22 protein-coding genes, 1 tRNA gene and 1 riboswitch are annotated in these 22,639 nt (G+C 62.6%); of the genes, 11 read left to right on the top strand and 12 right to left on the bottom strand.

The features are described 5' to 3' along the window. Nucleotides 1-109: 109 nt before the first annotated feature. Nucleotides 110-841, bottom strand: coding sequence for an IclR family transcriptional regulator (locus tag ABDB81_RS01055; RefSeq protein ID WP_237380319.1), 732 nt, complete (start codon nt 839-841; stop codon nt 110-112). A gap of 286 nt (nt 842-1,127) precedes the next feature. On the opposite strand from ABDB81_RS01055, the gene ABDB81_RS01050 reads away from it, so the two are divergent. After that, nucleotides 1,128-2,321 carry an acyl-CoA dehydrogenase gene (locus tag ABDB81_RS01050; RefSeq protein WP_346809416.1) on the top strand — a complete coding sequence of 398 codons (1,194 nt, stop codon included), beginning with the start codon at nt 1,128-1,130 and terminating at the stop codon, nt 2,319-2,321. Nucleotides 2,322-2,482: 161 nt separating this feature from the next. Here the strand turns inward: ABDB81_RS01050 and ABDB81_RS01045 are convergent, their stop codons facing one another. Continuing rightward, on the bottom strand, nt 2,483-3,121 hold the full coding sequence (locus ABDB81_RS01045) for a peroxiredoxin (protein WP_346809414.1): 639 nt from the start codon (nt 3,119-3,121) through the stop codon (nt 2,483-2,485). Nucleotides 3,122-3,403: 282 nt separating this feature from the next. Here ABDB81_RS01045 and ABDB81_RS01040 point away from each other — a divergent pair, with 282 nt between their 5' ends. The 3 genes from ABDB81_RS01040 (at nt 3,404) to ABDB81_RS01030 (ending at nt 4,786) form a co-directional block, all read left to right on the top strand. Further along, nucleotides 3,404-3,721: a DUF883 family protein gene (locus ABDB81_RS01040; RefSeq protein WP_317915246.1), complete on the top strand. Its 318-nt coding sequence runs from the start codon at nt 3,404-3,406 to the stop codon at nt 3,719-3,721. 166 nt (nt 3,722-3,887) lie between these two features. Beyond that, a complete protein-coding gene (locus tag ABDB81_RS01035) occupies nt 3,888-4,265 on the top strand; it encodes a phage holin family protein (RefSeq protein ID WP_137925152.1) in 378 nt (125 codons plus the stop codon). Then, a complete protein-coding gene (locus ABDB81_RS01030; RefSeq protein WP_346809412.1) occupies nt 4,262-4,786 on the top strand; it encodes a DUF3318 domain-containing protein in 525 nt (174 codons plus the stop codon). The genes ABDB81_RS01035 and ABDB81_RS01030 overlap by 4 nt, the downstream gene beginning before the upstream one ends. A gap of 62 nt (nt 4,787-4,848) precedes the next feature. On the opposite strand, the gene ABDB81_RS01025 is transcribed toward ABDB81_RS01030, so the two are convergent. From ABDB81_RS01025 to ybgC, 10 genes are all read right to left on the bottom strand, one after another. Continuing rightward, nucleotides 4,849-4,924: transfer RNA gene (locus ABDB81_RS01025), tRNA-Lys, on the bottom strand. Nucleotides 4,925-4,994: 70 nt separating this feature from the next. Continuing rightward, complete coding sequence (locus ABDB81_RS01020) at nt 4,995-6,110, bottom strand: YeeE/YedE family protein (protein WP_160472845.1); 1,116 nt, start codon at nt 6,108-6,110, stop codon at nt 4,995-4,997. A 52-nt stretch (nt 6,111-6,162) separates the two neighbouring features. Further along, nucleotides 6,163-6,846 (bottom strand): 7-cyano-7-deazaguanine synthase QueC, encoded by a 684-nt coding sequence (gene queC / locus ABDB81_RS01015; protein WP_160472846.1) that lies wholly within the window; start codon nt 6,844-6,846, stop codon nt 6,163-6,165. A gap of 302 nt (nt 6,847-7,148) precedes the next feature. Continuing rightward, nucleotides 7,149-7,904, bottom strand: coding sequence for a tol-pal system protein YbgF (ybgF, locus tag ABDB81_RS01010; RefSeq protein WP_137925148.1), 756 nt, complete (start codon nt 7,902-7,904; stop codon nt 7,149-7,151). Nucleotides 7,905-7,933: 29 nt separating this feature from the next. Further along, nucleotides 7,934-8,440 (bottom strand): peptidoglycan-associated lipoprotein Pal, encoded by a 507-nt coding sequence (gene pal / locus ABDB81_RS01005; protein ID WP_171020399.1) that lies wholly within the window; start codon nt 8,438-8,440, stop codon nt 7,934-7,936. Nucleotides 8,441-8,471: 31 nt separating this feature from the next. Then, nucleotides 8,472-9,812 carry a Tol-Pal system beta propeller repeat protein TolB gene (gene tolB / locus ABDB81_RS01000; protein ID WP_137925147.1) on the bottom strand — a complete coding sequence of 447 codons (1,341 nt, stop codon included), beginning with the start codon at nt 9,810-9,812 and terminating at the stop codon, nt 8,472-8,474. A 213-nt stretch (nt 9,813-10,025) separates the two neighbouring features. Continuing rightward, nucleotides 10,026-11,102 (bottom strand): cell envelope integrity protein TolA, encoded by a 1,077-nt coding sequence (tolA, locus tag ABDB81_RS00995; RefSeq protein ID WP_160472848.1) that lies wholly within the window; start codon nt 11,100-11,102, stop codon nt 10,026-10,028. Between the two features lie 26 nt (nt 11,103-11,128). Then, nucleotides 11,129-11,566: a protein TolR gene (gene tolR, locus ABDB81_RS00990; RefSeq protein WP_130389441.1), complete on the bottom strand. Its 438-nt coding sequence runs from the start codon at nt 11,564-11,566 to the stop codon at nt 11,129-11,131. A 20-nt stretch (nt 11,567-11,586) separates the two neighbouring features. After that, nucleotides 11,587-12,270: a protein TolQ gene (gene tolQ / locus ABDB81_RS00985; protein WP_171020398.1), complete on the bottom strand. Its 684-nt coding sequence runs from the start codon at nt 12,268-12,270 to the stop codon at nt 11,587-11,589. Beyond that, nucleotides 12,267-12,671, bottom strand: a complete 405-nt coding sequence (gene ybgC, locus ABDB81_RS00980) for a tol-pal system-associated acyl-CoA thioesterase (RefSeq protein ID WP_346809410.1) — start codon at nt 12,669-12,671, stop codon at nt 12,267-12,269. Before ybgC ends, tolQ begins: the two co-directional genes overlap by 4 nt. Before the next feature lie 168 nt (nt 12,672-12,839). Next, a riboswitch (ZMP/ZTP riboswitch) is annotated at nt 12,840-12,943 on the top strand. Nucleotides 12,944-13,113: 170 nt separating this feature from the next. On the opposite strand from ybgC, the gene glyA reads away from it, so the two are divergent. The 7 genes from glyA (at nt 13,114) to ABDB81_RS00945 (ending at nt 22,612) form a co-directional block, all read left to right on the top strand. Next, the gene (glyA, locus tag ABDB81_RS00975) at nt 13,114-14,361 is read left to right on the top strand and encodes a serine hydroxymethyltransferase (protein ID WP_137925144.1); all 1,248 of its coding nucleotides are present in this window, start codon (nt 13,114-13,116) and stop codon (nt 14,359-14,361) included. 152 nt (nt 14,362-14,513) lie between these two features. After that, complete coding sequence (nrdR, locus tag ABDB81_RS00970; RefSeq protein WP_137925143.1) at nt 14,514-14,981, top strand: transcriptional regulator NrdR; 468 nt, start codon at nt 14,514-14,516, stop codon at nt 14,979-14,981. Nucleotides 14,982-15,302: 321 nt separating this feature from the next. Further along, on the top strand, nt 15,303-15,845 hold the full coding sequence (locus ABDB81_RS00965) for a GspH/FimT family pseudopilin (RefSeq protein ID WP_346809407.1): 543 nt from the start codon (nt 15,303-15,305) through the stop codon (nt 15,843-15,845). Nucleotides 15,846-15,871: 26 nt separating this feature from the next. Continuing rightward, entirely contained in the window at nt 15,872-16,360 is a 489-nt protein-coding gene (gene pilV, locus ABDB81_RS00960; protein ID WP_346809406.1) for a type IV pilus modification protein PilV, read from the top strand. After that, on the top strand, nt 16,357-17,199 hold the full coding sequence (locus tag ABDB81_RS00955) for a PilW family protein (protein WP_346809405.1): 843 nt from the start codon (nt 16,357-16,359) through the stop codon (nt 17,197-17,199). The genes pilV and ABDB81_RS00955 overlap by 4 nt, the downstream gene beginning before the upstream one ends. Before the next feature lie 55 nt (nt 17,200-17,254). Beyond that, a complete protein-coding gene (locus tag ABDB81_RS00950; protein ID WP_160472851.1) occupies nt 17,255-17,788 on the top strand; it encodes a PilX N-terminal domain-containing pilus assembly protein in 534 nt (177 codons plus the stop codon). 36 nt (nt 17,789-17,824) lie between these two features. Next, entirely contained in the window at nt 17,825-22,612 is a 4,788-nt protein-coding gene (locus ABDB81_RS00945; protein ID WP_346809403.1) for a PilC/PilY family type IV pilus protein, read from the top strand. Nucleotides 22,613-22,639: the final 27 nt, after the last annotated feature.

Below are 22,639 nucleotides of genomic sequence, written 5' to 3'. Positions count from 1 at the left end.
CCCCCCCCCGCGGCTCTGTTTGCCGACCGAGTCGCAATTTGCACGGCTTGCCCTCACCCCCGCCCCTCTCCCAGAGGGAGAGGGGAGAAAACAATGGGAAGACCGGACCTTACCGCCCCACCTCCGACAACCTCATCCCCAGCGCCTGCAGCGCCGGCGCCAGCGTCTCGCGAAACGTTTCCTCGCTGACCGCGCCATACGAAGCACTGCAACTCAGCATGTGCAAATCCTTCTCTCCCACCGGACGAAACGCCACGGCGCACGCGTGAATGGCCGGATGCCAGTCGCGGAACGACGCCGCGTAGCCATCGCGCTCGGCCTGGGCCAGTGCGGCGCGCATCGGGGTCTCCTGCTGCCTCCACTGCTCCGGGAACGCCTGCGAGAACTCCCCCAGCACCCGCTCGCGCCTGGCTGCCGGCAAGGCCGCCAGATAGGCGCGCCCCATCGAACTCGATATCAGGGACAGCCGCGAACCCACGCCCAGTCCGAGCATCGCGCCCGCATCGTTACGGATCGAGTCGAGGTAAATCACCTCCAGCCGCTCGCGCTTGCCCAGCGACACCGACACCCCATGCGTCTGCGCAAAGGCCAGCATGTGCGGGCGCGCCAGCGCCACCACATCGGACGCGGCCAAGTATGAGAACCCTAGGGCCAGCACGCCAGCATCGAGCGCATACTTGCCCAGGCTGTCGTCGTAGCGCAGGTATCCCAACTGCACCAGCGTGCCAGCCAGCCGGCTGACCGTAGCCTTGGGGAACCCCGTGCGGCGCACGAAATCCTGATTGCCGAGCATCGCCTCGCCCGTGCGGAAGCAGCGCAGCAGTTCCAGACCCCGCGCCAGCGCGGTGACGAAGTTGGGATCACTCTCGCGTTCGCGGGGTGCAGCGGCGTCGCGGACGGCATCGGTGGCGGCGGAAGCGGTGGTGGTAGCCAAGACGGCACTCCAGTCAAAGAAGGGTGTGGTCGATTGTCGAACGCAATTCGCCGGGGCCGCAAAAACGCCTGTTGCAGCGAAAACGGGTTCAGCTATACTAGCTCATCGGAACAAGGTTCCGCAATGCGGAACCAGAAAATATCTGGCTGAACCGGATTCCACCCTTACTCGCCGAACTACGAAGGAGACCTCCATGGCTGCACACGCCGAATTCAACTGGACCGACCCGCTGCTGCTGGATCAGCAATTGACCGATGACGAGCGCATGATCCGTGACGCCGCCGCGGCCTATTGCCAGGACAAGCTGATGCCGCGCGTGCTGCAGTCGTTCCGCAATGAGAAGACCGATGTGGAGATCTTCCGCGAGATGGGCGAACTGGGCCTGCTGGGCCCCACCATCCCCGAACAGTACGGCGGCCCCGGCCTGAACTACGTCAGCTACGGCTTGATTGCGCGTGAAGTGGAGCGTGTGGATTCGGGCTACCGCTCGATGATGAGCGTGCAGTCGTCACTGGTGATGGTGCCGATCTATGAATTCGGCACCGAAGCGCAAAAGCAGAAGTACCTGCCCAAGCTGGCCACCGGCGAATGGATCGGCTGCTTCGGCCTGACCGAGCCGAACCATGGTTCCGATCCGGGCTCGATGGTCACCCGCGCCAAGAAGGTGGCTGGCGGCTACGAGCTGTCGGGCGCCAAGATGTGGATCACGAACTCGCCGATCGCCGATGTCTTCGTGGTCTGGGCCAAGCTCATGGGCGACGACGGCAAGGAAGCCATCCGCGGCTTCATTCTGGAAAAGGGCTGGAAGGGCCTGACCGCTCCGGCCATCCACGGCAAGGTGGGTCTGCGCACGTCGATCACCGGCGAAATCGTCATGGACCAGGTCTTCGTGCCCGAAGAGAACCTGATGCCGAACGTCAGCGGCCTGAAGGGTCCGTTCACGTGCCTGAACTCGGCCCGCTACGGCATCGCCTGGGGCGCACTGGGCGCCGCCGAATTCTGCTGGCACACCGCCCGTCAGTACACGCTGGACCGCAAGCAGTTCGGCCGCCCGCTGGCCGCCACGCAGCTGGTGCAGAAGAAGCTGGCCGACATGCAGACCGAGATCACGCTGGGCCTGCAAGGCTGCCTGCGCCTGGGTCGCATGAAGGACGAAGGCACGGCCGCCGTGGAAATCACCTCGATCATGAAGCGCAATTCGTGCGGCAAATCGCTCGACATCGCCCGCGTGGCCCGCGACATGCTCGGCGGCAACGGCATCTCGGACGAATTCGGCGTGATCCGTCACGTGGTGAACCTGGAAGTGGTCAACACCTACGAAGGCACGCACGACATCCACGCGCTGATCCTGGGCCGCGCCCAGACCGGCCTGCAAGCCTTCTTCTGAGCGCTCGGCAGAGCAAGAAAGAAAAAGCCCGGCGCGAGGCCGGGCGGAAGCACACTACCAAGGAGACGACGGGCACGCCCATCGTTTTACGACAAAGCTTCTGAAACAAGTCATGCAGTACTGAACCGGGCCGGGGTGAAAACCTCGGACCCGGTTTTTCTTTACTTGTTCGGCTGCGGCGTCAGACGCAGATACGGACGCACCGCCTTGTAGCCCTTCGGGAATTTCTGGCGGATCACCTCTTCGTCCTTCAGCGACGGCACGATCACCACATCGTCGCCATCCTGCCAGTTGCCCGGCGTGGCCACGCTGTGGTTGTCGGTCAACTGCAGCGAATCGATGACGCGCAAGATTTCGTTGAAATTTCTACCGGTGCTTGCAGGATAGGTAATGATCAGCCGGACCTTCTTCTTGGGATCGATCACGAACAGCGAGCGCACGGTCAGCGTCTCATTCGCGTTCGGATGAATCATGTCGTACAGCTCGGAGACCTTGCGGTCGCCGTCGGCCAGGATCGGGAAATTGACCGAGGTCGACTGGGTCTCGTTGATGTCACCGATCCAGCCCTTGTGCGACTCCACGCTGTCCACGGACAGGGCAATCGCCTTGACGCCGCGCTTCTCGAACTCCCCCTTCAGCTTGGCGGTCAGGCCCAGTTCGGTCGTGCAAACCGGGGTGTAATCGGCCGGATGCGAGAACAGGACACCCCAGCCATTGCCGAGCCAGTCATGGAAGCGAATGGTGCCCTCGCTCGATTCTTGCTCGAAGTCCGGTGCGATATCGCCAAGACGCAGTGCCATGTGTAAAAGTCTCCGGGAACAGAAAAGTAAATAAATGTAGGGTCAGGTGAACCAGCTTAGCCAGATTGCCATCCAACCCAAACGAATATAAAGTCACTACAAAATCACTCGAAGTCATAAAGACTTAGGGGAGCGGGCTAAGTTTCCCGCTCCGCCGGCCGATGACACGTTGCGTGACATCCCCGAGGGTGCCTTGTACTGACGAGCTTGAAACCGTGGCCGACCGCCACATATGCTACTTGGACGACAAGAAACGCCACAAGCCAGTGCGAGCAAGGCAAAATGTCACCACTTGAACCAACCGCCCGCAAACAGGAGAAACTGATGAGCGATGTCAAGACCGTTCTGTCCGACGCCGAAGAACTGCTTAAGCAAGCGGCCTCGACCACCGGCGAGAAAGCTGCCGAACTGCGCGAGCGTGGCATGGGCCTGCTGAAGCAAGCCAAGGAAAAGGCCCAGGACCTGCAAGACGCAGTCGTGACCAAGAGCAAGGCAGCCGCCCGTGCCACCGATGACTATGTGCATGACCACCCGTGGCGCGCCGTGGGCGTGGCAGCGGGCGTGGGCCTGCTGATCGGCCTGCTGCTGAACCGCAAGTAAGCATCGTCCGCAGTACGCCCCGTACTGTCGTACCGGCCACCGGCTGCGCATCTGTGCCGGTGGCATGCAATTTGTATATGGACTGGATGAGCGGCCCCATCGGCCGCCGCTGGTTCTTCCACGCAGATGCCGCCCTGCCGGCGCATCGCTTTTCCGCCGGAGCCGCATGAGCGAATCCCCTTCCCCCAAGTTCCTGGACTCCCTGCGCAACCTGACCGGTTCGGTCGTGTCGATGCTGCAGACGCGCCTCGAACTCGCCAGCGTCGAACTGGCCGAAGAGCGCACCCGGCTGATGAAGGTGGCGTTGCTGGCCTGTTTTGGCCTGGTCTTCTTCGGCATGGCGCTGATGACCTTCACGCTGCTGATCGCCATCCTGTTCTGGGAAACCTACCGCTGGCAGGCCATTGGCGCCATCGTGGTGTTCTACCTGATCTGCACGGCCGCCTGCCTTTTGATCGCCCGCCACAAGGTTCGCAACGCGCCTCCGCTGTTCGAATCCACACTGGCTGAACTCGATAAAGACCGGGAGATGCTGCGCCAATGACCACGCCCGAAGACGAATCCCTCGATAGCCACCCGCGCCGCGACCATCCTCGCCCCGTCCGCTTCACGCGGGAAGTCAGGCTGCCGCTGGCTGTACGCAAGGAATTGCTGATCACACGTGCCGCGCTCGAGCGCTACGACGCCCACCAGGCTCTGCAGCAAGTCAAAGGCGGCGCGCGCCGCATGACTAATTTCAGCGCGTGGCTGCCCCGTGTGACCAGCCTGACGCGCTCGTCGGGCTGGCTCAAGATGCTCGGCATCACGCGCAACTATCCGATGCTCAGCACGGCCATCACCCTGGCCCTTCCGCTGCTGCGCCGGACGCCGGTAGGTCGCGTGACCTGGAAACTGTCGAAAATCGGCGCGCTCGCCGGCGCGGGATACTTTGCCTACAAGACGTGGAACGAGTCGAAACGCCCGGCAACGCGGCGACCGGCGCGGCCCGCTGACGTAACGCTCGAAGTATCGGTGCCGCTGGACACGGGCTTCCGCGATCCGCTCGTGCGAACGCCGCCAGTCTGATTCATCCAAACACCCAAACGCAAAAAGGGCCTGTGACTTGCGCCACAGGCCCTTCGTAATGCTGGTGGGTCGTGCGTGACTCGAACACGCGACCAACGGATTAAAAGTCCGCTGCTCTACCGACTGAGCTAACGACCCGGAAAAACTGAATCCGCGATTATAGGGAGCACCCCTTGGCGTGTCAAGCCGAAGGGCGCCCAGCGCACGCTCAAACCATACGCTCCAGACGCCACATCTGGTACTTGAACGCCAGGATCGCGCCGACGATGATCGTCGCGAACACGATGAACGAGCCGACTGCCAGCGTCGATACTCCCGAGAGTCCCTGCCCGATCGTGCAACCCAGCGCCGTGACGCCGCCCGCGCCCATCAGCATGCCGCCGACCATGTGATTGGCCACGTCCTCGGCATTGCCGAAACCTTCCCAGCGAAACGTGCGCGACACAAGCGAATAGGCCCACGCACCAGCGATCACGCCAAGCACGCTGACGATGCCGATCGTGAGCACCTTGCTCTTGTCACTGAACATCATCAGCCAGTCGAGCGTATAGGCATACGGCGCGACAAAGCTCAGGCTTTCCATGCGACCGCTGTTGGTGGCCACGAACAGCTCTTCGAGCGTGTTCGGATCTTCGGACACATAGCCGAGGTGACCCGACACGTACCACATGCCGACGATGATCAGGCCGACGGCCACGCCGCCCAGCAGGTTATCGAAAGTGCGAAAGCCGTTGCCGATCAGCGCCCAGATCACCAGCACCACGCCGATCACGGTGCCCAGCACCAGTTGCAGCGTACCCCGCGCCATGCCTGTGGCCTGCGCCACCAGTGAAGGCAGGTCTTGCGTGGACGGCAGCGTCACGGCCACGGTATCGACGGTATTGACGCGCACCAGGCCAAACAGGCCACGCAGCGTCATATAAGCCGACAGTCCGAGGAACACGAATACCACCAGCGACTTCAGGTTGCCGGCGCCAATCCGCACCAGCGTCTTGCTGCCGCAGCCGGACGCCAGCACCATGCCGAAGCCGAACATCAGGCCGCCCACTGCCGCGGACAGCCACCCGAGCTTCGCCGATGTGTAGATCGTCTTCGTCGGATCGATCAACCCCGCCCATGCCAGCACGCCGGTGCCGATCATCGCCACGCCGATGGCCAGCACCCACATGCGCATGCGGCTCCAATCCCCGATATTCACGATGTCCGAGATAGCGCCCATCGTGCAGAAATGCGTGCGCTGCAGGACCGCGCCGAACAGGAAGGTGAGGACGAAGGTAGACAGCAGCACGGTGTGCGTCAGCGCGGGAATATCGATGTCAGGCATGTCTCAGGGTTTGGCTCGTGGAACTGCTGTTTTTATTAGGGACGGCGGCCGCTCAGGCAACCGCCTGGTAACGCGTGGGATCGGCAACACCGGCCTGCTCGAAACCGGAACGGCGAATGCGGCACGAATCGCAGACACCGCAGGCGCGGCCATCGTCATCGGCCTTGTAGCACGACACGGTCAGGCCATAGTCCACGCCGAGCTTCACGCCTGCACGGATGATCTCGGCCTTGGTCATGTCGATGATCGGCGCATGGACGTGGAAGCGTTCGCCTTCGACGCCCGCCTTGGTGGCCAGGTTGGCCAGCGCCTCGTAGGCCGAGACATACTCGGGCCGGCAATCGGGATAGCCGGAGTAGTCCACGGCATTGGCACCGAAGAACAGGTCGCGTCCACCGATGGCCTCGGCCCAGCCGAGCGCCAGCGATAGCATGATCGTGTTGCGCGCCGGCACGTACGTAATCGGAATGCCGCCCACGGCACCATCGGTCGGGACGTCGAGCGTATCGTCGGTCAGCGCGGAACCGCCAAAGCGGCGCAGGTCCAGGTCGATGATCTCGTGGCGCCTGGCGCCGAGCGCTGTGGCTACTTTCTTCGCCGCGTCGAGTTCCGAGGAGTGGCGCTGGCCGTAGCGCATAGACAGCGCATAGGTTTCAAACCCGGCCGCGTTGGCCATGGCAAGTACGGTGGCGGAGTCCAGGCCGCCAGAAAGCAGGACGATTGCTCGTTTGGTCATGGTGAGGTGCGCGCAGAACAAGCGCGCTGTAGTCACGCCCCGAGGGCGAAGCGCGTATTTTAGCGCGACAGCGCTTTCCCACCCGCCTGTTTGCTCCCCTCTCCCGCGAAGTGGGAGAGGGGTCGGGGGGGGAGGGTCGGCGGTTCAACCTACGACTTATCGCGTTTTGAACCTCGTTACCCTCTCCCCCTGCCCCTCTCCCGCCGCGCGGGAGAGGGGAGAAAACAAGGCGCAACAACGAGACACCCCAAAAGAAAAAACCCGCAAACATCGCGGGCTTTTTCCTTGCAGACTGCGTCCGGTTACTTCAGCGTCTTCAGCCGGTTGCTGGCGGCCTGGGCGCCTTCGGTGCCCGGATACTTCGACACCACCGTTTCCAGCGTCTTCTTCGCAGCCGGTTTCTGGCCGGATTCTAGCTGGTTGTTGGCGATGGCGATCATGGCGTCAGGTACCTTCGCGTGCGTCGGGAACTGTTGCACCATGTTCTGCAGGACAAACGTCGAGCCCTTGTAGTCGCGCTGCGCGTAGAGCGAATTGCCGAGCCAGAACTGGGCCAGCGGCAAATATGGGCTTTGCGGATACTTCTTGGCAAATGCCGAGAAGGCATTGCCCGCACCCTTGAAATCGCCCGACTGGAACTGCTTGAGCGCGGCATCGTACTCAGGCTTTTCGGTGGGTTGTGCAAGACCTTCCTTGCCGTCCACGGTCACCTGCTGGGGCTCGAATTTCTTCAGGCGCCCATCGAGGTCGGTGTAGTAGTCCTTCTGCGTTTTCTGCAGCGTTTCCACCGTGTTCTGCAACACCTCGTTCTGACCGCGCAACCGGGCTACCTCCTGACGCAGACCTTCCATCTGGTTCTGCATGTCGAGCAGCTGGCGGCTGTTCTGGTCAATACGCTGCGATGCGGTTGCCTGGAAACCGTTGAACTGGTCCCGCAACTGGATCACGGCCTTGCGCGCCTCGTCGTCGTCAAATACGCCGGCGTGCGCGGAACTGGCTGCCAGCAAGCCGCCCGAGAAGGCAGCCAGCCACAGCAGTGTGGAAACACGAGCATTCATGAAGGCTATTCCGTGGATCAGTCAGTCGATCAATAGACGATATCGGCGCGGCGGTTTTCGGCCCACGCGGCTTCATCGTGACCCGTAGCCTTCGGCTTTTCCTTGCCCAGGCTCACGGCTTCCATCTGCGACTCGGGCACGCCCAGCGACGACAGCGAACGACGCACGGCTTCTGCACGCTTCTGGCCCAAGGCCAGGTTGTACTCGCTCGTACCGCGTTCGTCGGTGTTGCCCTGGATCAGGATCTTGCGGCTCTTGTTGGCACCCAGGTATTGCGAGTGGGCTTGCAGCAGGCTCTGGTAGTCCGACTTGACCGTGTAGCTGTCGAAGTCGAAGTACACGCTGCGCTTGGCCAGCGGGCCGTTCGGATCGTTCAGCGGATCGACGGTCACCGGCGCCACGGCGCGCGGATCGGTTTGTGCGCCACCCGTGCCGGTACCGGCCTTGGAAGCGTCGTCGAGCTTCACACCCGAGCTGCAGGCACCCAGGGCGAGCAGGGCGGCAAGGGCGAGCGATTTCGTCATCATTTTGGTCATGGCTGAGAGACTCCTCGTTTCTTCTATCTACTTACTGCATGAAAGGACCCCAGGACGGCTCGCGAACCTCGCCGGACTGGAGTGACAGAACCTGTTTCGTACGACCGTCCGTCGAGACAGCCGCCAGCACCGAGCGACCTCCCACACGCGTGGCGTAAAGGATGTACTTGCCGTTGGCGGCAAAGCTCGGGGCTTCGTCGTTCGACGTATCGGTGAGCGAAGTAACGTCACCATTTGACAGGTCCTGAAGCTGCAGGCGGAAACCGCCCGAACGCGAGATGTAGGCCAGGTACTTGCCATCCGGCGAAACCCGCGGACTGACGTTGTAGTTGCCCTTGAACGTCACGCGTTGCGCGGCGCCGGATTCCTCGCCGCCAGCCGGCATGCGATAGACCTGCGGCGCACCGCCACGATCGCTCGTGAAGTAGATGCTGCGGCCATCGGGCGAGAATTGCGGCTCGGTGTCAATGGCGCTGCTGCGCGAGATGCGGCGCAGGCCGGATCCATCCGCGTTGACCAGGTAGATCTGCGTGTTGCCATCGCGCGAGAGCGCCACGGCCAGGCGCTGGCCGTCAGGCGACCACGACGGCGCGCTGTTGTTGCCCTTCTGGTTCGACACCAGCGTGCGCTTGCCCGTGGCCAGGTCATGCACGTACACCACCGGCTTCCTGGCTTCGAACGAGACATAGGCCACGCGGCGGCCATCCGGCGACCACGACGGCGAGATGATTGGCTCGGTGCTGCTCAGCGCCACCTGGGCATTCTGGCCATCGGAGTCGGAAATCAGCAGTTGATAGCGTCCGCCTACTTTCGACACATACGACAGCCGCGTGGCAAACACGCCGCGCTCGCCGAGCAGCTTTTCGTAGATATAGTCGGCGATCTTGTGCGCGGTCACGCGCAGCTGGCTCTGCGAGACCGTGAACGCCAGGCCGCCCAGGCTCTGGCCCTTGACCGTGTCGTACAGGCGGAAGCGGACTTCGTACTGGCCGTTGCCCGCGGGAGTCACGCTGCCGGCCACGAAGGCGTCGGCGCCCTTCGCCTTCCAGCTGCCGAGATCAACCTGTGCCGATTCGGCCACGGTGGCCCCGGCGGGGTCGATATTCTTGAAGCGACCGCTGTTCTGCAGATCGCTGCGGATGACGGCCGTCAGGTTCTGCTGGCCTTGTCCTTCGCCCTGGAAGTTGGCGGTGGCCACCGGGTACTGGTTCGAACCCACACCGGTGATTTCAACGTTCAGTTGCGCGTGTGCCACGCCAGCGGACATCAGTGCCGCTGCCAGCCACGCCATCAGCGCGTGCCGGCTCTGGTCACGGGTGGGGGTGGCACTCTGGCGGCGAGACAGCCAGTTAGGGGCCCAAAGCTTTCGCATGCTGCTCCTCAGTCGATTTCAGGATTCATCGGTACGGCGGGCAGAGCAAGTACGACAGCACGGACGGCGTGCAGCTTGGCGCATGCCCCGTCTACGTGCGTCTTGCACGCTGCCGGCCGCGTCAGGCAACCGTTCATGGTAGCGATCGGACCGAAGCCCCACGATGTTGGTTGCATTATGTTGCAAATCATGGCTTTCTCGCCGCATCGCCGATCAGTCCTTGGGACGGACCGTGATCGTGAATTCGAACGTGGGCGCCTTGCCGTCCTCGTCGCGCGGCAGCGGGTCCGACCGCTCGACGCCACGCAGCACGGCGTTGTCCCAGTCCGAGTTGCCGCTCGACTTGGCCAGGCGCTTGGACAGGATCGAGCCATCCGGTGCGAGCCGGACCGCCACCACGGCGGCCGGATTCCCGTCAGTATCACCGGCAAAGATAATGTTCGGCTTTACGCGGCGGCGTACCTTGTCCGAATAGCCCGGCGACGCCTTGCCGCCCGACCCTGCGCCGGAGCCTGCCGCATTGCCCACGCCACCGCCGGTCGCACCGGCCGTGCCGCCGCCTGCCAGCGCCTTGAGGCGAGCCAGTTCACTGTTGCGCGCCGCGTTGGACGCAGCTTCGCGCTTGGCCTTGGCTTCGGCATCAGCCTTCGCCTTGGCCTGCTTCTCGGCATCGGCGCGGGCCTTGGCCTGCTTGTCAGCGTCGGCCTTCGCTTTCGCATCGGCTTCCTTGCGGTCCTGCTCGGCCTTTTCCTTGGCGGCCAGAGCGGCCTTGTCAGCCTTGTCCTTGTCGGCTTTCTCTTTGTCGGCCTTCTTCTTCGCGTCTTCCTTGCGCTGCGCTTCCAGTTGCTGCTGGCGCTGGTCTTCCTTGCGCTGCGCGTCCTTCTTTTCCTGTTCCTTACGCGCCTGCTCGCGACGTGCCTCGGCCTCGCGCTCGGCGGCTTCCTCGGCCTGCTTGCGCTTTTTCTGCTCCAGCGCGATATCGGCGGCTTCCTCGACCTTGCTACGCACCGCCGGCTGCGGCGGCTCCGGCGCCGGCTGCACCACGGGGCGCGGCGGCGGCGCGGGCGTGACATCGGGAATCTCTTCCCAAAGCTCGGCCTCGGCGCCTACCGGCGTGCTGCTCTGCCACTGGACGCCGAAATACAGCACGATGCCAAGCAGCAGGTGCATGAACAGCGCTGCCAGGAACGAGCGCATGGTGCCGCGCTCCCGGACCGGCTCGTACGGATAGGCGGCGGCCTGGGCGCGCGGGGCGCCTTGCTGAGGATGACGTGACGAGAGGGTGGCCACTTTGCGACGTTGGACGCTGGGAACGCTTACTTGGACTTCACCATCAGGCCGACGCGCTTCACGCCATCGGCCTTCAGTACGGACATCACGTCGAGTACGGCTTCGTACTTGACGGCACGGTCGGCGGCGATCACCACCGGCTGGTCCGGATTCTCGTTCTGGCGCTGGTGTACGAAATCGATCAGGCCGCGCTTGTCGAGCTTGCGCTCGAACGAGCCGCCCGAGGCGTCCTTGCCTCGCGCCGTCAGGGCGCCGTCCTCATGCACGGTCACCACGATGGGCGGCGTCTGCTGCTGCGGGGTGGCATTGGCCACGGACGGCAGGTCCACCACGGCCGGGCTCACGATTGGAGCGGCCACCATGAAAATCACCAGCAGCACGAGCATCACGTCGATGTACGGCACGACGTTGATCTCTGCGCTGGCCCGGCGGCGCGAACCGCCGCGGCGCTGAATGGCTGCCATGGGGGATGCTCCTCGACTGTTTAGCGGCTCTGACGCTGCAGGATGTTCTGGAATTCTTCCATGAAGCTTTCGAACCGGATGGCCAGACGATCGATCTCGGTGGCATAGCGGTTATAGGCAATCACGGCGGGGATGGCGGCAAACAGGCCGATGGCCGTGGCAACCAGTGCTTCGGCAATACCCGGGGCCACCGATGCAAGCGTAGCCTGCTGCACATTCGACAGACCACGGAACGCATTCATGATGCCCCACACCGTGCCGAACAGGCCAATGTACGGGCTGACGGAGCCGACCGACGCCAGGAACGGCAGGTGCGATTCGAGTACATCCATCTCACGCTGATAGGCGGCACGCATGGCGCGGCGGGCGGCGTCGAGCAATGCGCTGGCGTCGTTGCTGCGCTCGCGGGCCTTCAGGAACTCGCCCATGCCGGACTCGAAGATCCGTTCGAGCGCGCCCGTGTTGTGGCGATTGTTCACGGCGCTGTTGTAAAGCGCCTGGAGGTCGCCGCCGGCCCAGAAATCACGTTCGAAGCCTTCGGTCTGCGTGCGGGCGGCACGCAGTGCGAGGTGCTTGCGGAAAATGTAAGTCCATGAGAACAGCGACATCACCAGCAGCAGCGCCATGACGGCCTGTGCCAACAGGCTGGCGTGCATCACCAGCGTAATGATCGACATGTCTTGCGTGACGGTCACTGGATTCATCGGGCGTCTTTGATAGTGGCGAGAACAGGGGCAGGGATCGGAGCCGGCCTAAACGTGCTTTTGTCGACACATCCCACACGGATCTTGCCGGTGGCGAGCATCTGCTCGCCGCGCCAGGCTTCCTGTGCGAAATGGACCGATGCGGGTCCGACCCGTTCAATATGCGTACGAATCTCCAGCTGGTCATCCAGCCGGGCGGGCGCATTGTATTCCACAGCGGTACTGCGTACGACGAAGACCACACCGGACTGATCGGCGAGGGTCTGTTGTTCGACGCCGAGCGAGCGCAGCCATTCGGTGCGCGCCCGTTCGAAAAACTTCAGGTAGTTGGCGTAAAACACCACGCCGCCTGCGTCGGTATCTTCCCAATACACGCGCAACGACCATGTGAAATTTGGCATGGCGGGCATTGTAACGGAGCGCACTGGTTAACCCGCATGCGACTTTGCAACAGCAAGTTGCGAGCCATACACCACAAGGTCTTGACGAGACTGGTGTAGAGGGGCATGCGCCACCCGTGCACCGGCTTGCAGCAAGCCGCGCGTTCGCATAAACTCTGCGGCAACCATTCCACCTTGCGCGACTGGCGAAGTCAGTGGGTACTACCACGAGGAAGCGCAAGATCTTTAGGCGTGAAGTTCATAAGCGCCTGCCGCTCGCCTGGGCAGCGAATGGGAAGCAGGGTGCGCCCCGCACCGGCTGGTACATACCAGTCCGGAGCAGGACGCCGTGCTTTCCCCGCGCGCCCTATCCCAGATTCAGCCAAGATTCATCCCAGCCGGTCACACACGATTTCCATGCCGTTTGTGCCATCCGCTCCCCTTTTTACCGACGAGTCACGCCATGTTTGAACGCAGCCGTTTCACGATCGAGCAGATCGACCCCGAAGTCTTCGCCGCTATCCAGAAGGAAAACCAGCGCCAGGAAGACCACATCGAACTGATTGCTTCCGAAAACTACACCTCGCCGGCCGTGATGGCCGCCCAGGGCTCGCAACTGACCAACAAGTACGCCGAAGGCTATCCCGGCAAGCGTTACTACGGCGGCTGCGAGTACGTCGACGTGGTGGAGCAACTGGCCATCGACCGCGTGAAGCAGCTGTTTGGCGCCGATGCCGCCAACGTTCAGCCGAACTCGGGCTCGCAAGCCAACCAGGGCGTGTTCTTCGCCATGCTCAAGCCGGGCGACACGATCATGGGCATGAGCCTGGCCGAAGGCGGTCACCTGACCCACGGCATGGCACTGAACATGAGCGGCAAGTGGTTCAACGTGGTCAGCTACGGCCTGAACGCCCAGGAAGACATTGACTACGATGCCCTGGAAAAGAAGGCCCAGGAAACCAAGCCGAAGATGATCATCGCCGGTGCCTCAGCGTTCTCGCTGCGCATCGACTTCGAACGCATCGCCCAGGTGGCCAAGGCTGTTGGCGCCTACTTCATGGTGGACATGGCCCACTACGCCGGCCTGATCGCCGCGGGTGTGTACCCGAACCCGGTGCCGCACGCCGATTTCGTGACCACCACCACACACAAGAGCCTGCGCGGCCCGCGCGGCGGCGTGATCCTGATGAAGGCCGAGCATGAGAAGGCCATCAACTCGGCAATTTTCCCGGGTATCCAGGGTGGCCCGCTGATGCACGTGATCGCCGGCAAGGCCGTGGCCTTCAAGGAAGCGCTGCAGCCCGAGTTCAAGGCCTACCAGGAACAGGTGGTGAAGAACGCCGCCGTCATGGCCGAGACGCTGATTTCGCGCGGCCTGCGCATCGTCTCCGGCAAGACCGAGAGCCACGTGATGCTGGTGGACCTGCGCGCCAAGAAGATCACCGGCAAGGAAGCCGAGAAGATCCTCGGCGATGCACATATCACCGTCAACAAGAACGCCATTCCGAACGATCCGGAAAAGCCGTTCGTGACGTCGGGTGTTCGCCTGGGTTCGCCGGCCATGACCACGCGCGGCTTCAAGGAAGATGAAGCCCGCCAGGTGGCCAACCTGATCGCCGACGTGCTGGACAACCCGCACGACGAAGCCAACATCGCGAAGGTGCGCGAGCAAGTCTCCGCCCTGACCCGCCGCTTCCCGGTGTACGGCTGAGCCATCTGCCGACGCGTGCTCACCGCAGGATAGTGGGCACGCACTGACGGCGCCGCCGCAAGTTTCGGGCGGCGCCGTTGTTCCATCTCAAGTCCGCAGCTGAACTAAAAGATGCAAAATGCGGGCTGGATTCTTTCTTCAGGTGCTCAGGCATGAAATGCCCGTTCTGCGCTCACTCCAATACCCAGGTTCTCGATAGCCGCGTGTCCGAAGACGGGGATACGGTACGCCGCCGCCGGCGCTGCGAAGCTTGCGACCGCCGGTTCACTACCTACGAGCGCATCGAACTGTTCTTCCCGGCCATCGTCAAGAAGAACGGCTCCCGCGTGGACTACACGCGCGGCAAACTCAAGGATTCGATGCGGCTGGCGCTACGCAAGCGCCCGGTATCCGCCGAAGCCATCGACGAAGCCATCACGCGTATCGAAGAAAAACTGCTGGCGCTGGGTGAGAAGGAAATCCCGAGCAGCCAGGTTGGCGAACTGGTCATGCGCGAACTGCGCAAGCTCGACAAGATCGCGTACATCCGCTTTGCCTCGGTCTATCGAAGTTTCGAGGATGTCTCTGAATTCCGCGATGTTCTTGACGAGATCGCGACTCCCACCCCACGAAAGGGGTAGATCCCTCCCCAAAAATGCTGTTTAATTTGCATCGGCCTTCATCGAATAGAAGGCCGGTGCACGAGTGCGGTTGCATCGCACCAACATGACACCAAAGCGCCGCGCAACAGCAGCGCCATCCAGCGGACCCGGACCCTCAGAGGCCCGGACGCACAGTAGTCCAGCGCCCCCGGCAAAAAACAAAGAGAGCAGTCGCTTTTTTGACGGGAATCACAAATGGGTCAGTCTTTCTGCCGAAAGGCAGCAGGCTTTCTGACGCCTTTGCTGTCCGCGCCTGGATTCATTGCGGGCGTGGCAACGGATGCGCCGGGGGCTGTTCACATGCGCGCAATCGCACCTGGCAATCGCCGGCGCGCGCGCGGGGTCACGCTGATCGAGTTGATGGTGACCCTCTCGGTGCTGGCCACGCTGGCCGCCGTCGCCACTCCGAACCTCCAATCCTTCCTCCACAACAGCCGGCTGTCCGCAGACGCCACGCGGCTGTTTGCCGATCTCGAACTCGCACGCAGCGAAGCGGCCCGGCGCAACGCCACCGTCACGCTGTGCCCTGTCGATGCCGGCAACGCCTGCTCCAACAACTGGACCTTGCGCCGCATCCTGTTCGTCGATGCGGACAACGACGGTGCGTTCGACAGGACGGAAGAACTGATCCGCAACAGTGATCCGCCACAGACCAGCACCGACATTGCCGCTGCCAATCTCGGCACCACGTCGAACCGCGTGCGCATGCGCTCGACCGGAGTGTCCACAGCACCCAATGCAAGCTGGAAGTTCTGCGGAAAAAATGCCACGGATGCGGGCAAAACGGTATTCATGACCGGCAGTGGCCGCCCTTATACGCAGTCGCAGTCAACGTGTCCATGACGCCGACCCACATCTCTCCAATGCCCATGTCTCGTGGCTTCTCGTTGATCGAGGCACTGGTCACGCTGGTGGTGCTGTCCATCGGCATGCTCGCGCTTGCCAACCTGCAGTTGCAGACGTTGATGGATTCACGCACGGCATCGATGCGCAACTATGCCGCGCTGATGACCTACAACCTCGCGGACCAGCTTCGTACCAACAGCGTGGCCGTGAACAACGGCACCTTCAATTCACCTGCCGCCACGCCCGTTGCCGATTGTTTTTCGGCAGCGGGCTGCACACCCGACGAGATGGCCGCCACCACCTACGCCACGTGGCTGGCCAACGTGCAGGCCACCATGCCGAACGGCGACGGGATCGTCTGCACCGATAGCACGCCAAACGACGGCACCGGATCGGCAGCCGGGAAGAACGACTGCGAACCCCACGCTGACGCGCCGTATGTCATCAAGGTCTTCTGGAGCGAAGACAACGGCACCACCGTCCAGCGTTTCTCGACCGCGCTCATCCCATGACAACGTCCAACCGTCACATCTGCCGCCGCGCGGCAAGCGGCTTCACGTTGGTCGAGCTGATGGTCGGCATGGTGATCAGCATGCTGCTGATACTTGCCGCCACATCGCTCTTCATCTCGGAGCGGCGCACCCATGCCACGCAAGGCGACGTAGGCGAGATTCAGGAAAACGCGCGAGCCATCGCGCAGTTGCTGTTGCGTCAGGCGCGCCAGATCGGCTACACCGACTTCCTGTTCGCGAGCAACGAGTTCGCGTCACCAAGCCTGGAAGCCACCAACGATACCGGCGTCAACGCCAGCGATAGCCTGACCTTGCGCTACTTCGGCTCGTCACAGGCTGGCGCGGACCCGGCAGCCGCTGCGGATTCTCCCCATTTTCCGCAGGCCGATGGCAGCACGGTGGATTGCAGCGGCAATGACGTGAGCAGCAACGTGGAAACCACCGAGGTCTATTCAATCCTCAATGACCCCGATGGCGTGCCCTGGCTGCAATGCGTGGTCAACGGCGTGGCGACACCGCTGTTCCGCAATGTCGAAGCCTTCCAACTGCTGTTGGGCGAAGACACCGATGACGACGGCGTCGTCAATCGCTTCGTTCCACCCGGCGCCACTGCGCACATCGATAACGTGGTGGCGCTGCGCGTGTCCGTGCTGCTGCGCGGCGCCAGCACCAACAACCCGATCATGGAAAAGCCGATCGTCAACCATTTCGGCAACACCTATGCGCCGAATGACGTGGCGCCCGCCGGCGATGCCGGCAGCGTGGTGAGGATTGCGGCCGATGGCCGTCTGCACCGGCACTTCACGTTCTACATCGCCCTTCGCAATCGACTGCCATAGGCCGGCCATGCATCCTCCCCTCTCTCGGTCACCCCGCCACGCCAGACAGCGTGGCATGTCGCTGATCCTCGTCCTGCTGCTCCTGGTCATCCTGACGCTCGCAGGGCTTGCTGCCAGTACGATGAGCCTCAATGCCGAACGTCTGGCCCGCAACACGCGCGATGAGAGCATCGCGCTCCAGGCGGCGGAATCCGCGCTGCGCGACGCGCGCGCGGACATCTCCCAGGTTCGCATGCTCAGCGGCCTGACGGGCTCGTCGCCCACCTGCGATATGGACGGATTCAAGGGCTACTGCCAGCACGCGACGTCAGGCACGCAGGCCTGGGACCTCTATATCGAAGACCCACAACACTCCGTCGAACTTGGAGAAATGACCGGTCTCACGGCCGCGCAGAAGATGCCGACGATCCATGCGCGCGATGCCGGCGCCAATGGCGTGTCGAAGCAACCCCGCTATCTGATCGAACCATTCAAGGAGCCGACCGATATCGCGCTCGGCTCCAACAAGTACGTGTTCCGCATTACGGCGATCGGTTACGGCGCCAACCCTGGCACCAAGGTGATGGTGCAGGAAATCGTCCGCTTCTGACGACACCCCTTTGACACCTTCACCGTCAAACGCATCATGACCCAATCCACTTCCATCCGTCGCTTCGCGAGTCGCGCGCAAGGTGTCCTGCTTGCAACATCGTGCATGCTCGCCATCGCCACGGCCTACGCCGCTGGCCCGCAACTCAATCTGGCCCAGCAGCCGTTGTACACCGGCGGCAACATCTCCCCCATGGTCATGATCGACCTGACCAAGGACCACACGCTGCACCAGAAGGCGTACAACGATTACTCGGATCTGGACGGCGATGGCCAGCTGGATACGACGTACAAGCACAGCATCGAGTACGCCGGGTACTTCGACTCGGACAAGTGCTACGACTACGACAGGACCACGATCCAGGGCTTCGTACCGAAGTCGATCACCGACAGCAAGTATTGCGACGGAAAGACCTGGAGCGGCAACTTCCTGAACTGGGCCACGATGAGCCGCATCGACGAGGTGCGCAAGATCCTGTACGGCGGCACGCGATCGACGGATACCGCGACCACGACCGTGCTGGAACGTGCCTTCCTGCCGACGGACGCCCACGCCTGGGCCAAGTTCTATAACGGACCCGATGTGGCCCAACTGGTGCCGTTCACGGTGGAAGTCGCATCCGCTATTGGCACGCTGAGATCCAGGACGCCCATGACACTGTCCTCCGCAGTGGCCAAGGTTGTGATCGACGACATGAGCCAGGTAGAGCCAGGCGATCAGTTACGGTTCGAGCCGGCCTCGGGCGCAGCAGCGGGCACGTCGATGACGGGCTGGGTCATGCGGCGGAATCCCGGCAACGTCTCCGTGGTGTTCTACGCCGGCGACATCTCGAACCCCACCAACACGAGGGCAAGGTTCTCGTCCTGGATCGTGACAAACCTGACGCGGGGTGGCTTGACACTGTGCAACGTCACGCCGAGGGACCAGCAGAGCAGCAACTCGCAGTACAACCACCAGCCACCTCAGATCCGAGTGGCCGCGGGAAACTATGCAACGTGGGGCGCTTCCGAGCACCGGCAGTGCAGTTGGTCCTCGGAAGCCAGTAGCACGCAGCGCAACTTCCTGCCCACCATCGACGGCGTCACCATCTGGGGTTCGTCGAACGGCAATCGCGCGGCGATATCGGGCATGAATTCATCGGCAGAGAATCCATCTCAGTCCACGCGCGGCCTTGGCTTCGGGCAGGGGACCGGTGTATTCAACGCGCGCGTGCAAGTGTGCGTGCCCGGCCTGATCGGTTCCGAGAACTGCAAGCAGTACGGCTCCAGCTACAAGCCATTCGGGCTGCTGCAGAAGTATGGGGAATCGGGCCAGATGCTGTTCGGCCTGATGACCGGCAGCTACGACCGGAACGTTTCCGGCGGCGTATTGCGGCGAAACGTGACCAACTTTGCGTCGGAGATCCACCCGGGCACCGGTGAGTTTTCCTATGGCAGGTCAAGCGATGCTGTCAGAGGCATTGTCTGGAATATCGACAGGCTGCGCCCCTACGGCTACAGCTACAGAGAAGGCAGCTACGTCAATGCGGACCAGTGTAGCTACCAGCAGGCGAGCATCGAACGCGGCAGTTACGGCAATCCGATCAGGACGGCTTCGGAGGGCAACTGCTCCACGTGGGGCAACCCGATCTCGGAAATCTTCGTCGAGACATTGCGTTACTTTGGCGGCAAGCAACCGACCAGCGCATTCCTGCCATCCCGCTACGGCAAGGATGCCACGCTGGGGCTGACGCAACCCGCGTGGACCAACCCGATGGACCTGCCGCCATCGCATCCGAACCGGGCGCCTTACTGCACGCCGCTCAACGCACTGGTCTTCAACTCCAGCGTGTCCTCTTACGACAACGACCAACTGGGCGGCTTCAGAGACCTCAATGGATCTCCGGATATCAGCACCTACACGAACCGGGTAGGCATTGGCGAAGGGATCTCCGGCGGCAGGTGGTTCGCGGGAGGCGTCCGCGGCAGCACGATCGACAATCTGTGCTCGGCCAAGGCGGTCAACAACTTCAGCGACGTGCTCGGCATCTGCCCGGAAGGGCCATCGCAAAGAGGAACGTTCCAGATTGCGGGCGCCGCATACTTCGCCAGGACCAACCGCCTGCGATCGCCTGCTGCCGCCGCCGCGCTCGGCGTCCCTGACCGGGACACGACCTCGCTGAGAATGAACACCTATGCGGTGCAGCTCGCCACCAACACACCGAAGATCAACGTCGACGTGAACGGCAAGCTGGTGACGATCATGCCGGCACACCGGCTGCACCCGCAGTATCCGAACAGCATCACCGCGCCCGCCAGCACGGGCACGCTGGTGGATTTCAAGGTCATCTCGCAAACGGCCACCCACGGCAAGTTCTATGTGGCCTGGGAAGACTCGGTGGCCGGTGGCGACTATGACCAGGACAACTGGGGCATCCTGAGCTATCGCGTGAGCGGTGACAACATCACGGTGTCTACCCGTGTGGTGTCGGCTTCATCGTCCAACGGACAGGGCTTCGGCTACACGATCTCGGGCACCACGCAGGACGGCCCGCACTTCCACTCAGGCATCTACGATTTCCGGTACAACGATCCTGTTCCTATTGCGGTGATGCCGCGAAACGCACCCATCAACAACTCCGGCGGCTGCGCCCGATGTAATTTCGGCGATCCCGAAACCAGCGTCACCTATACCGCCAACGGCAAGGCCGCTTCGCAGTTCCACGACCCATTGCTGTACGCGGCCAAATGGGGCGGTTTCAAAGATCTCAACGGCAATGGCATCCCTGACCTCGCTTCCGAATGGGACGTGCGGAAGGCCGATGGCTCCAGCGGCTCGGACGGCCTGCCCGACAACTACTTCTACGCCACGAATCCCGGCGCACTGGCAGCGGCGCTGGAACGTGCCTTCCTCTCGATCCTGAAGACATCGTCCTCCGCAGCCGTGGCGGCAAGCACGTCATCGCTGCAGACCGATACCAGCATCTTTCAGGCGCGCTTCAACAGTGCGGACTGGTCCGGCCAGCTGCTGGCCTATGCATTGGACAAGAACGGCGACGTCGTCACACCACCACGATGGGATGCGGCCAACAGCTTCAAGGGTGTGCGCCAGACCGATCGCAAGATCCTGACCTACAACACCGCGGACAACACCAGCGGCGGCATTCCATTCCGTTGGGCCAGACTACCGTTGGCATATCGGACAGCCTTGAATGGCAGCGACTTGCAGGGTAGCAAGCGACTGCTGTGGCTGCGCGGCCATCAGGTCAACGAGGGCGGTGGCGAGTCCCAATTCCGCCAGCGGCCAGTCACCGTGCTGGGCGACATCGCAAATTCGAGCCCGCAATATGTGGGCAGTCCGGCCGCAGGCTATGTCGAACCCGGCTACGCGAACTTCGTCGTCTCGCAGCGTAGCCGCAAACCCATGATCTACGTGGGTGCCAACGACGGCATGCTTCACGCGTTCTCGGCTGACATGAGCGCCAACGGCGATGGAGGCAAGGAAATGTTCGCCTATGTGCCGTCACCGCTCTACAGCAAGCTGGCCAACCTGACGTCCAGTAGTTACGTCCACAACTACTTCGTCGACGGCACGCCGACGGTGGGCGATGTCCATATCAACAACAGTTGGAAGACCGTGCTCGTGGGCGGACTGGGCGGTGGTGGGAAAGGCATCTACGCGCTGGATGTAACCAATCCCACCGCCATCAACGAATCGACCGCCGGGTCGACTGTACTCTGGGAGTTCACCAGCAATGATGACCCGGACCTGGGCTATACCTATGGCAAGCCGGCCATCGTACGGCTCGGCAACGGCAAGTGGGCTGCCGTCTTCGGCAACGGGTTGAACAGCACTGAAGCGCGTGGTTCGATCTTCATCGTCTTCCTGGATCGCACACCTGGCAACAAGAGCTGGCGGCTCGGCACGGACTACGTGAAGCTGACGGTGAACGACGCCGCAGCGGCCCGGACCCGGTCCAACGGCATCATGCAGGTCTACATCGCCGATGCCAACGGCGACTTCGTGGCCGACGCCATCTACGCAGGCGACCTGCACGGCAACGTCTGGAAGTTCGACGTGAGTGGAAAGGTAGCGACCGACTACCAGGCCACGCGGCAGTTACTGTTCACCGCCACCGATGCGGCCGGCAATGCGCAACCGATCACCACCGGATTCGCCGGCATGCGACATCGTCGAGGTGGCCACATCGTGATGTTCGGCACCGGCCGATATGTCGAAGTCAGTGACCCCGGCAACATGAGCACGCAGGCCGTGTATGGCATCTGGGACAAGGGCAGCCACGCACAGCCGACGATCACCCGCTCGCAACTCGTGCAGCAGACCATCACCATGGAGACCCAGGCCAGTACCGGCGATTTCTACCGCGTCTTGAGCAAAAACCCGGTCAACTATGCGACGGGTGCGATGGGCTGGTACCTGAACCTGACCTCGCCGGGCACGGCCGCGCAAGGCGAGCGCGTGGTGTACGACCCGCAGATGCAAGGCACGCGTTTGATGTTCTCCACGCTGACCCCATCGTCCGACCTGTGCTCTGGCGGCGGCACCGGTTGGCAAATGGTGATGGATGCCCTGACGGGGGCCCAGACAGTTTCCATGTTCGACGTGAACCGCGATGGACGATTGGATGCTTCCGATCGTTTAGGCGGCAGCGGCGGTACCACTGGTCAAGCGGTGAGCGGCAAGAAGTCGAACGAACTGGTGACAAATGCGGCGGTGCTCGGCAACCACGCCTACCTGAGCGGCAACAAGGAGGAGCCCACCCACACCAAATTCAATACCGATGCCGCGCCCGGCCGTGTGTCGTGGCGACAGATCCTGCAATAACCACGGGACAGGCAACCAGGAAACCAG

The organism is Cupriavidus sp. DL-D2 (genome assembly GCF_039710735.1).
Classification (GTDB): domain Bacteria; phylum Pseudomonadota; class Gammaproteobacteria; order Burkholderiales; family Burkholderiaceae; genus Cupriavidus.
Note: the sequence above shows the minus strand (reverse complement) of the source record. Positions and strands in the feature narration are given on the sequence as shown.

Coding starts and splice junctions, on each gene's coding strand:
- ABDB81_RS00950 (WP_160472851.1), top strand. CDS start 17,255: ATGTCGCTGATCCTCGTCCTGCTGCTCCTGGTCATCCTGACGCTCGCA.
- ybgC (WP_346809410.1), bottom strand. CDS start 12,671: ATGCCAAATTTCACATGGTCGTTGCGCGTGTATTGGGAAGATACCGAC.
- ybgF (WP_137925148.1), bottom strand. CDS start 7,904: ATGAATGCTCGTGTTTCCACACTGCTGTGGCTGGCTGCCTTCTCGGGC.
- glyA (WP_137925144.1), top strand. CDS start 13,114: ATGTTTGAACGCAGCCGTTTCACGATCGAGCAGATCGACCCCGAAGTC.
- ABDB81_RS00945 (WP_346809403.1), top strand. CDS start 17,825: ATGACCCAATCCACTTCCATCCGTCGCTTCGCGAGTCGCGCGCAAGGT.
- tolB (WP_137925147.1), bottom strand. CDS start 9,812: ATGCGAAAGCTTTGGGCCCCTAACTGGCTGTCTCGCCGCCAGAGTGCC.
- ABDB81_RS01040 (WP_317915246.1), top strand. CDS start 3,404: ATGTCACCACTTGAACCAACCGCCCGCAAACAGGAGAAACTGATGAGC.
- ABDB81_RS01020 (WP_160472845.1), bottom strand. CDS start 6,110: ATGCCTGACATCGATATTCCCGCGCTGACGCACACCGTGCTGCTGTCT.
- queC (WP_160472846.1), bottom strand. CDS start 6,846: ATGACCAAACGAGCAATCGTCCTGCTTTCTGGCGGCCTGGACTCCGCC.
- ABDB81_RS01050 (WP_346809416.1), top strand. CDS start 1,128: ATGGCTGCACACGCCGAATTCAACTGGACCGACCCGCTGCTGCTGGAT.
- pilV (WP_346809406.1), top strand. CDS start 15,872: ATGTCTCGTGGCTTCTCGTTGATCGAGGCACTGGTCACGCTGGTGGTG.
- ABDB81_RS01045 (WP_346809414.1), bottom strand. CDS start 3,121: ATGGCACTGCGTCTTGGCGATATCGCACCGGACTTCGAGCAAGAATCG.
- ABDB81_RS00965 (WP_346809407.1), top strand. CDS start 15,303: ATGCGCGCAATCGCACCTGGCAATCGCCGGCGCGCGCGCGGGGTCACG.
- ABDB81_RS01030 (WP_346809412.1), top strand. CDS start 4,262: ATGACCACGCCCGAAGACGAATCCCTCGATAGCCACCCGCGCCGCGAC.
- tolQ (WP_171020398.1), bottom strand. CDS start 12,270: ATGAATCCAGTGACCGTCACGCAAGACATGTCGATCATTACGCTGGTG.
- tolR (WP_130389441.1), bottom strand. CDS start 11,566: ATGGCAGCCATTCAGCGCCGCGGCGGTTCGCGCCGCCGGGCCAGCGCA.
- ABDB81_RS00955 (WP_346809405.1), top strand. CDS start 16,357: ATGACAACGTCCAACCGTCACATCTGCCGCCGCGCGGCAAGCGGCTTC.
- pal (WP_171020399.1), bottom strand. CDS start 8,440: ATGACCAAAATGATGACGAAATCGCTCGCCCTTGCCGCCCTGCTCGCC.
- ABDB81_RS01035 (WP_137925152.1), top strand. CDS start 3,888: ATGAGCGAATCCCCTTCCCCCAAGTTCCTGGACTCCCTGCGCAACCTG.
- nrdR (WP_137925143.1), top strand. CDS start 14,514: ATGAAATGCCCGTTCTGCGCTCACTCCAATACCCAGGTTCTCGATAGC.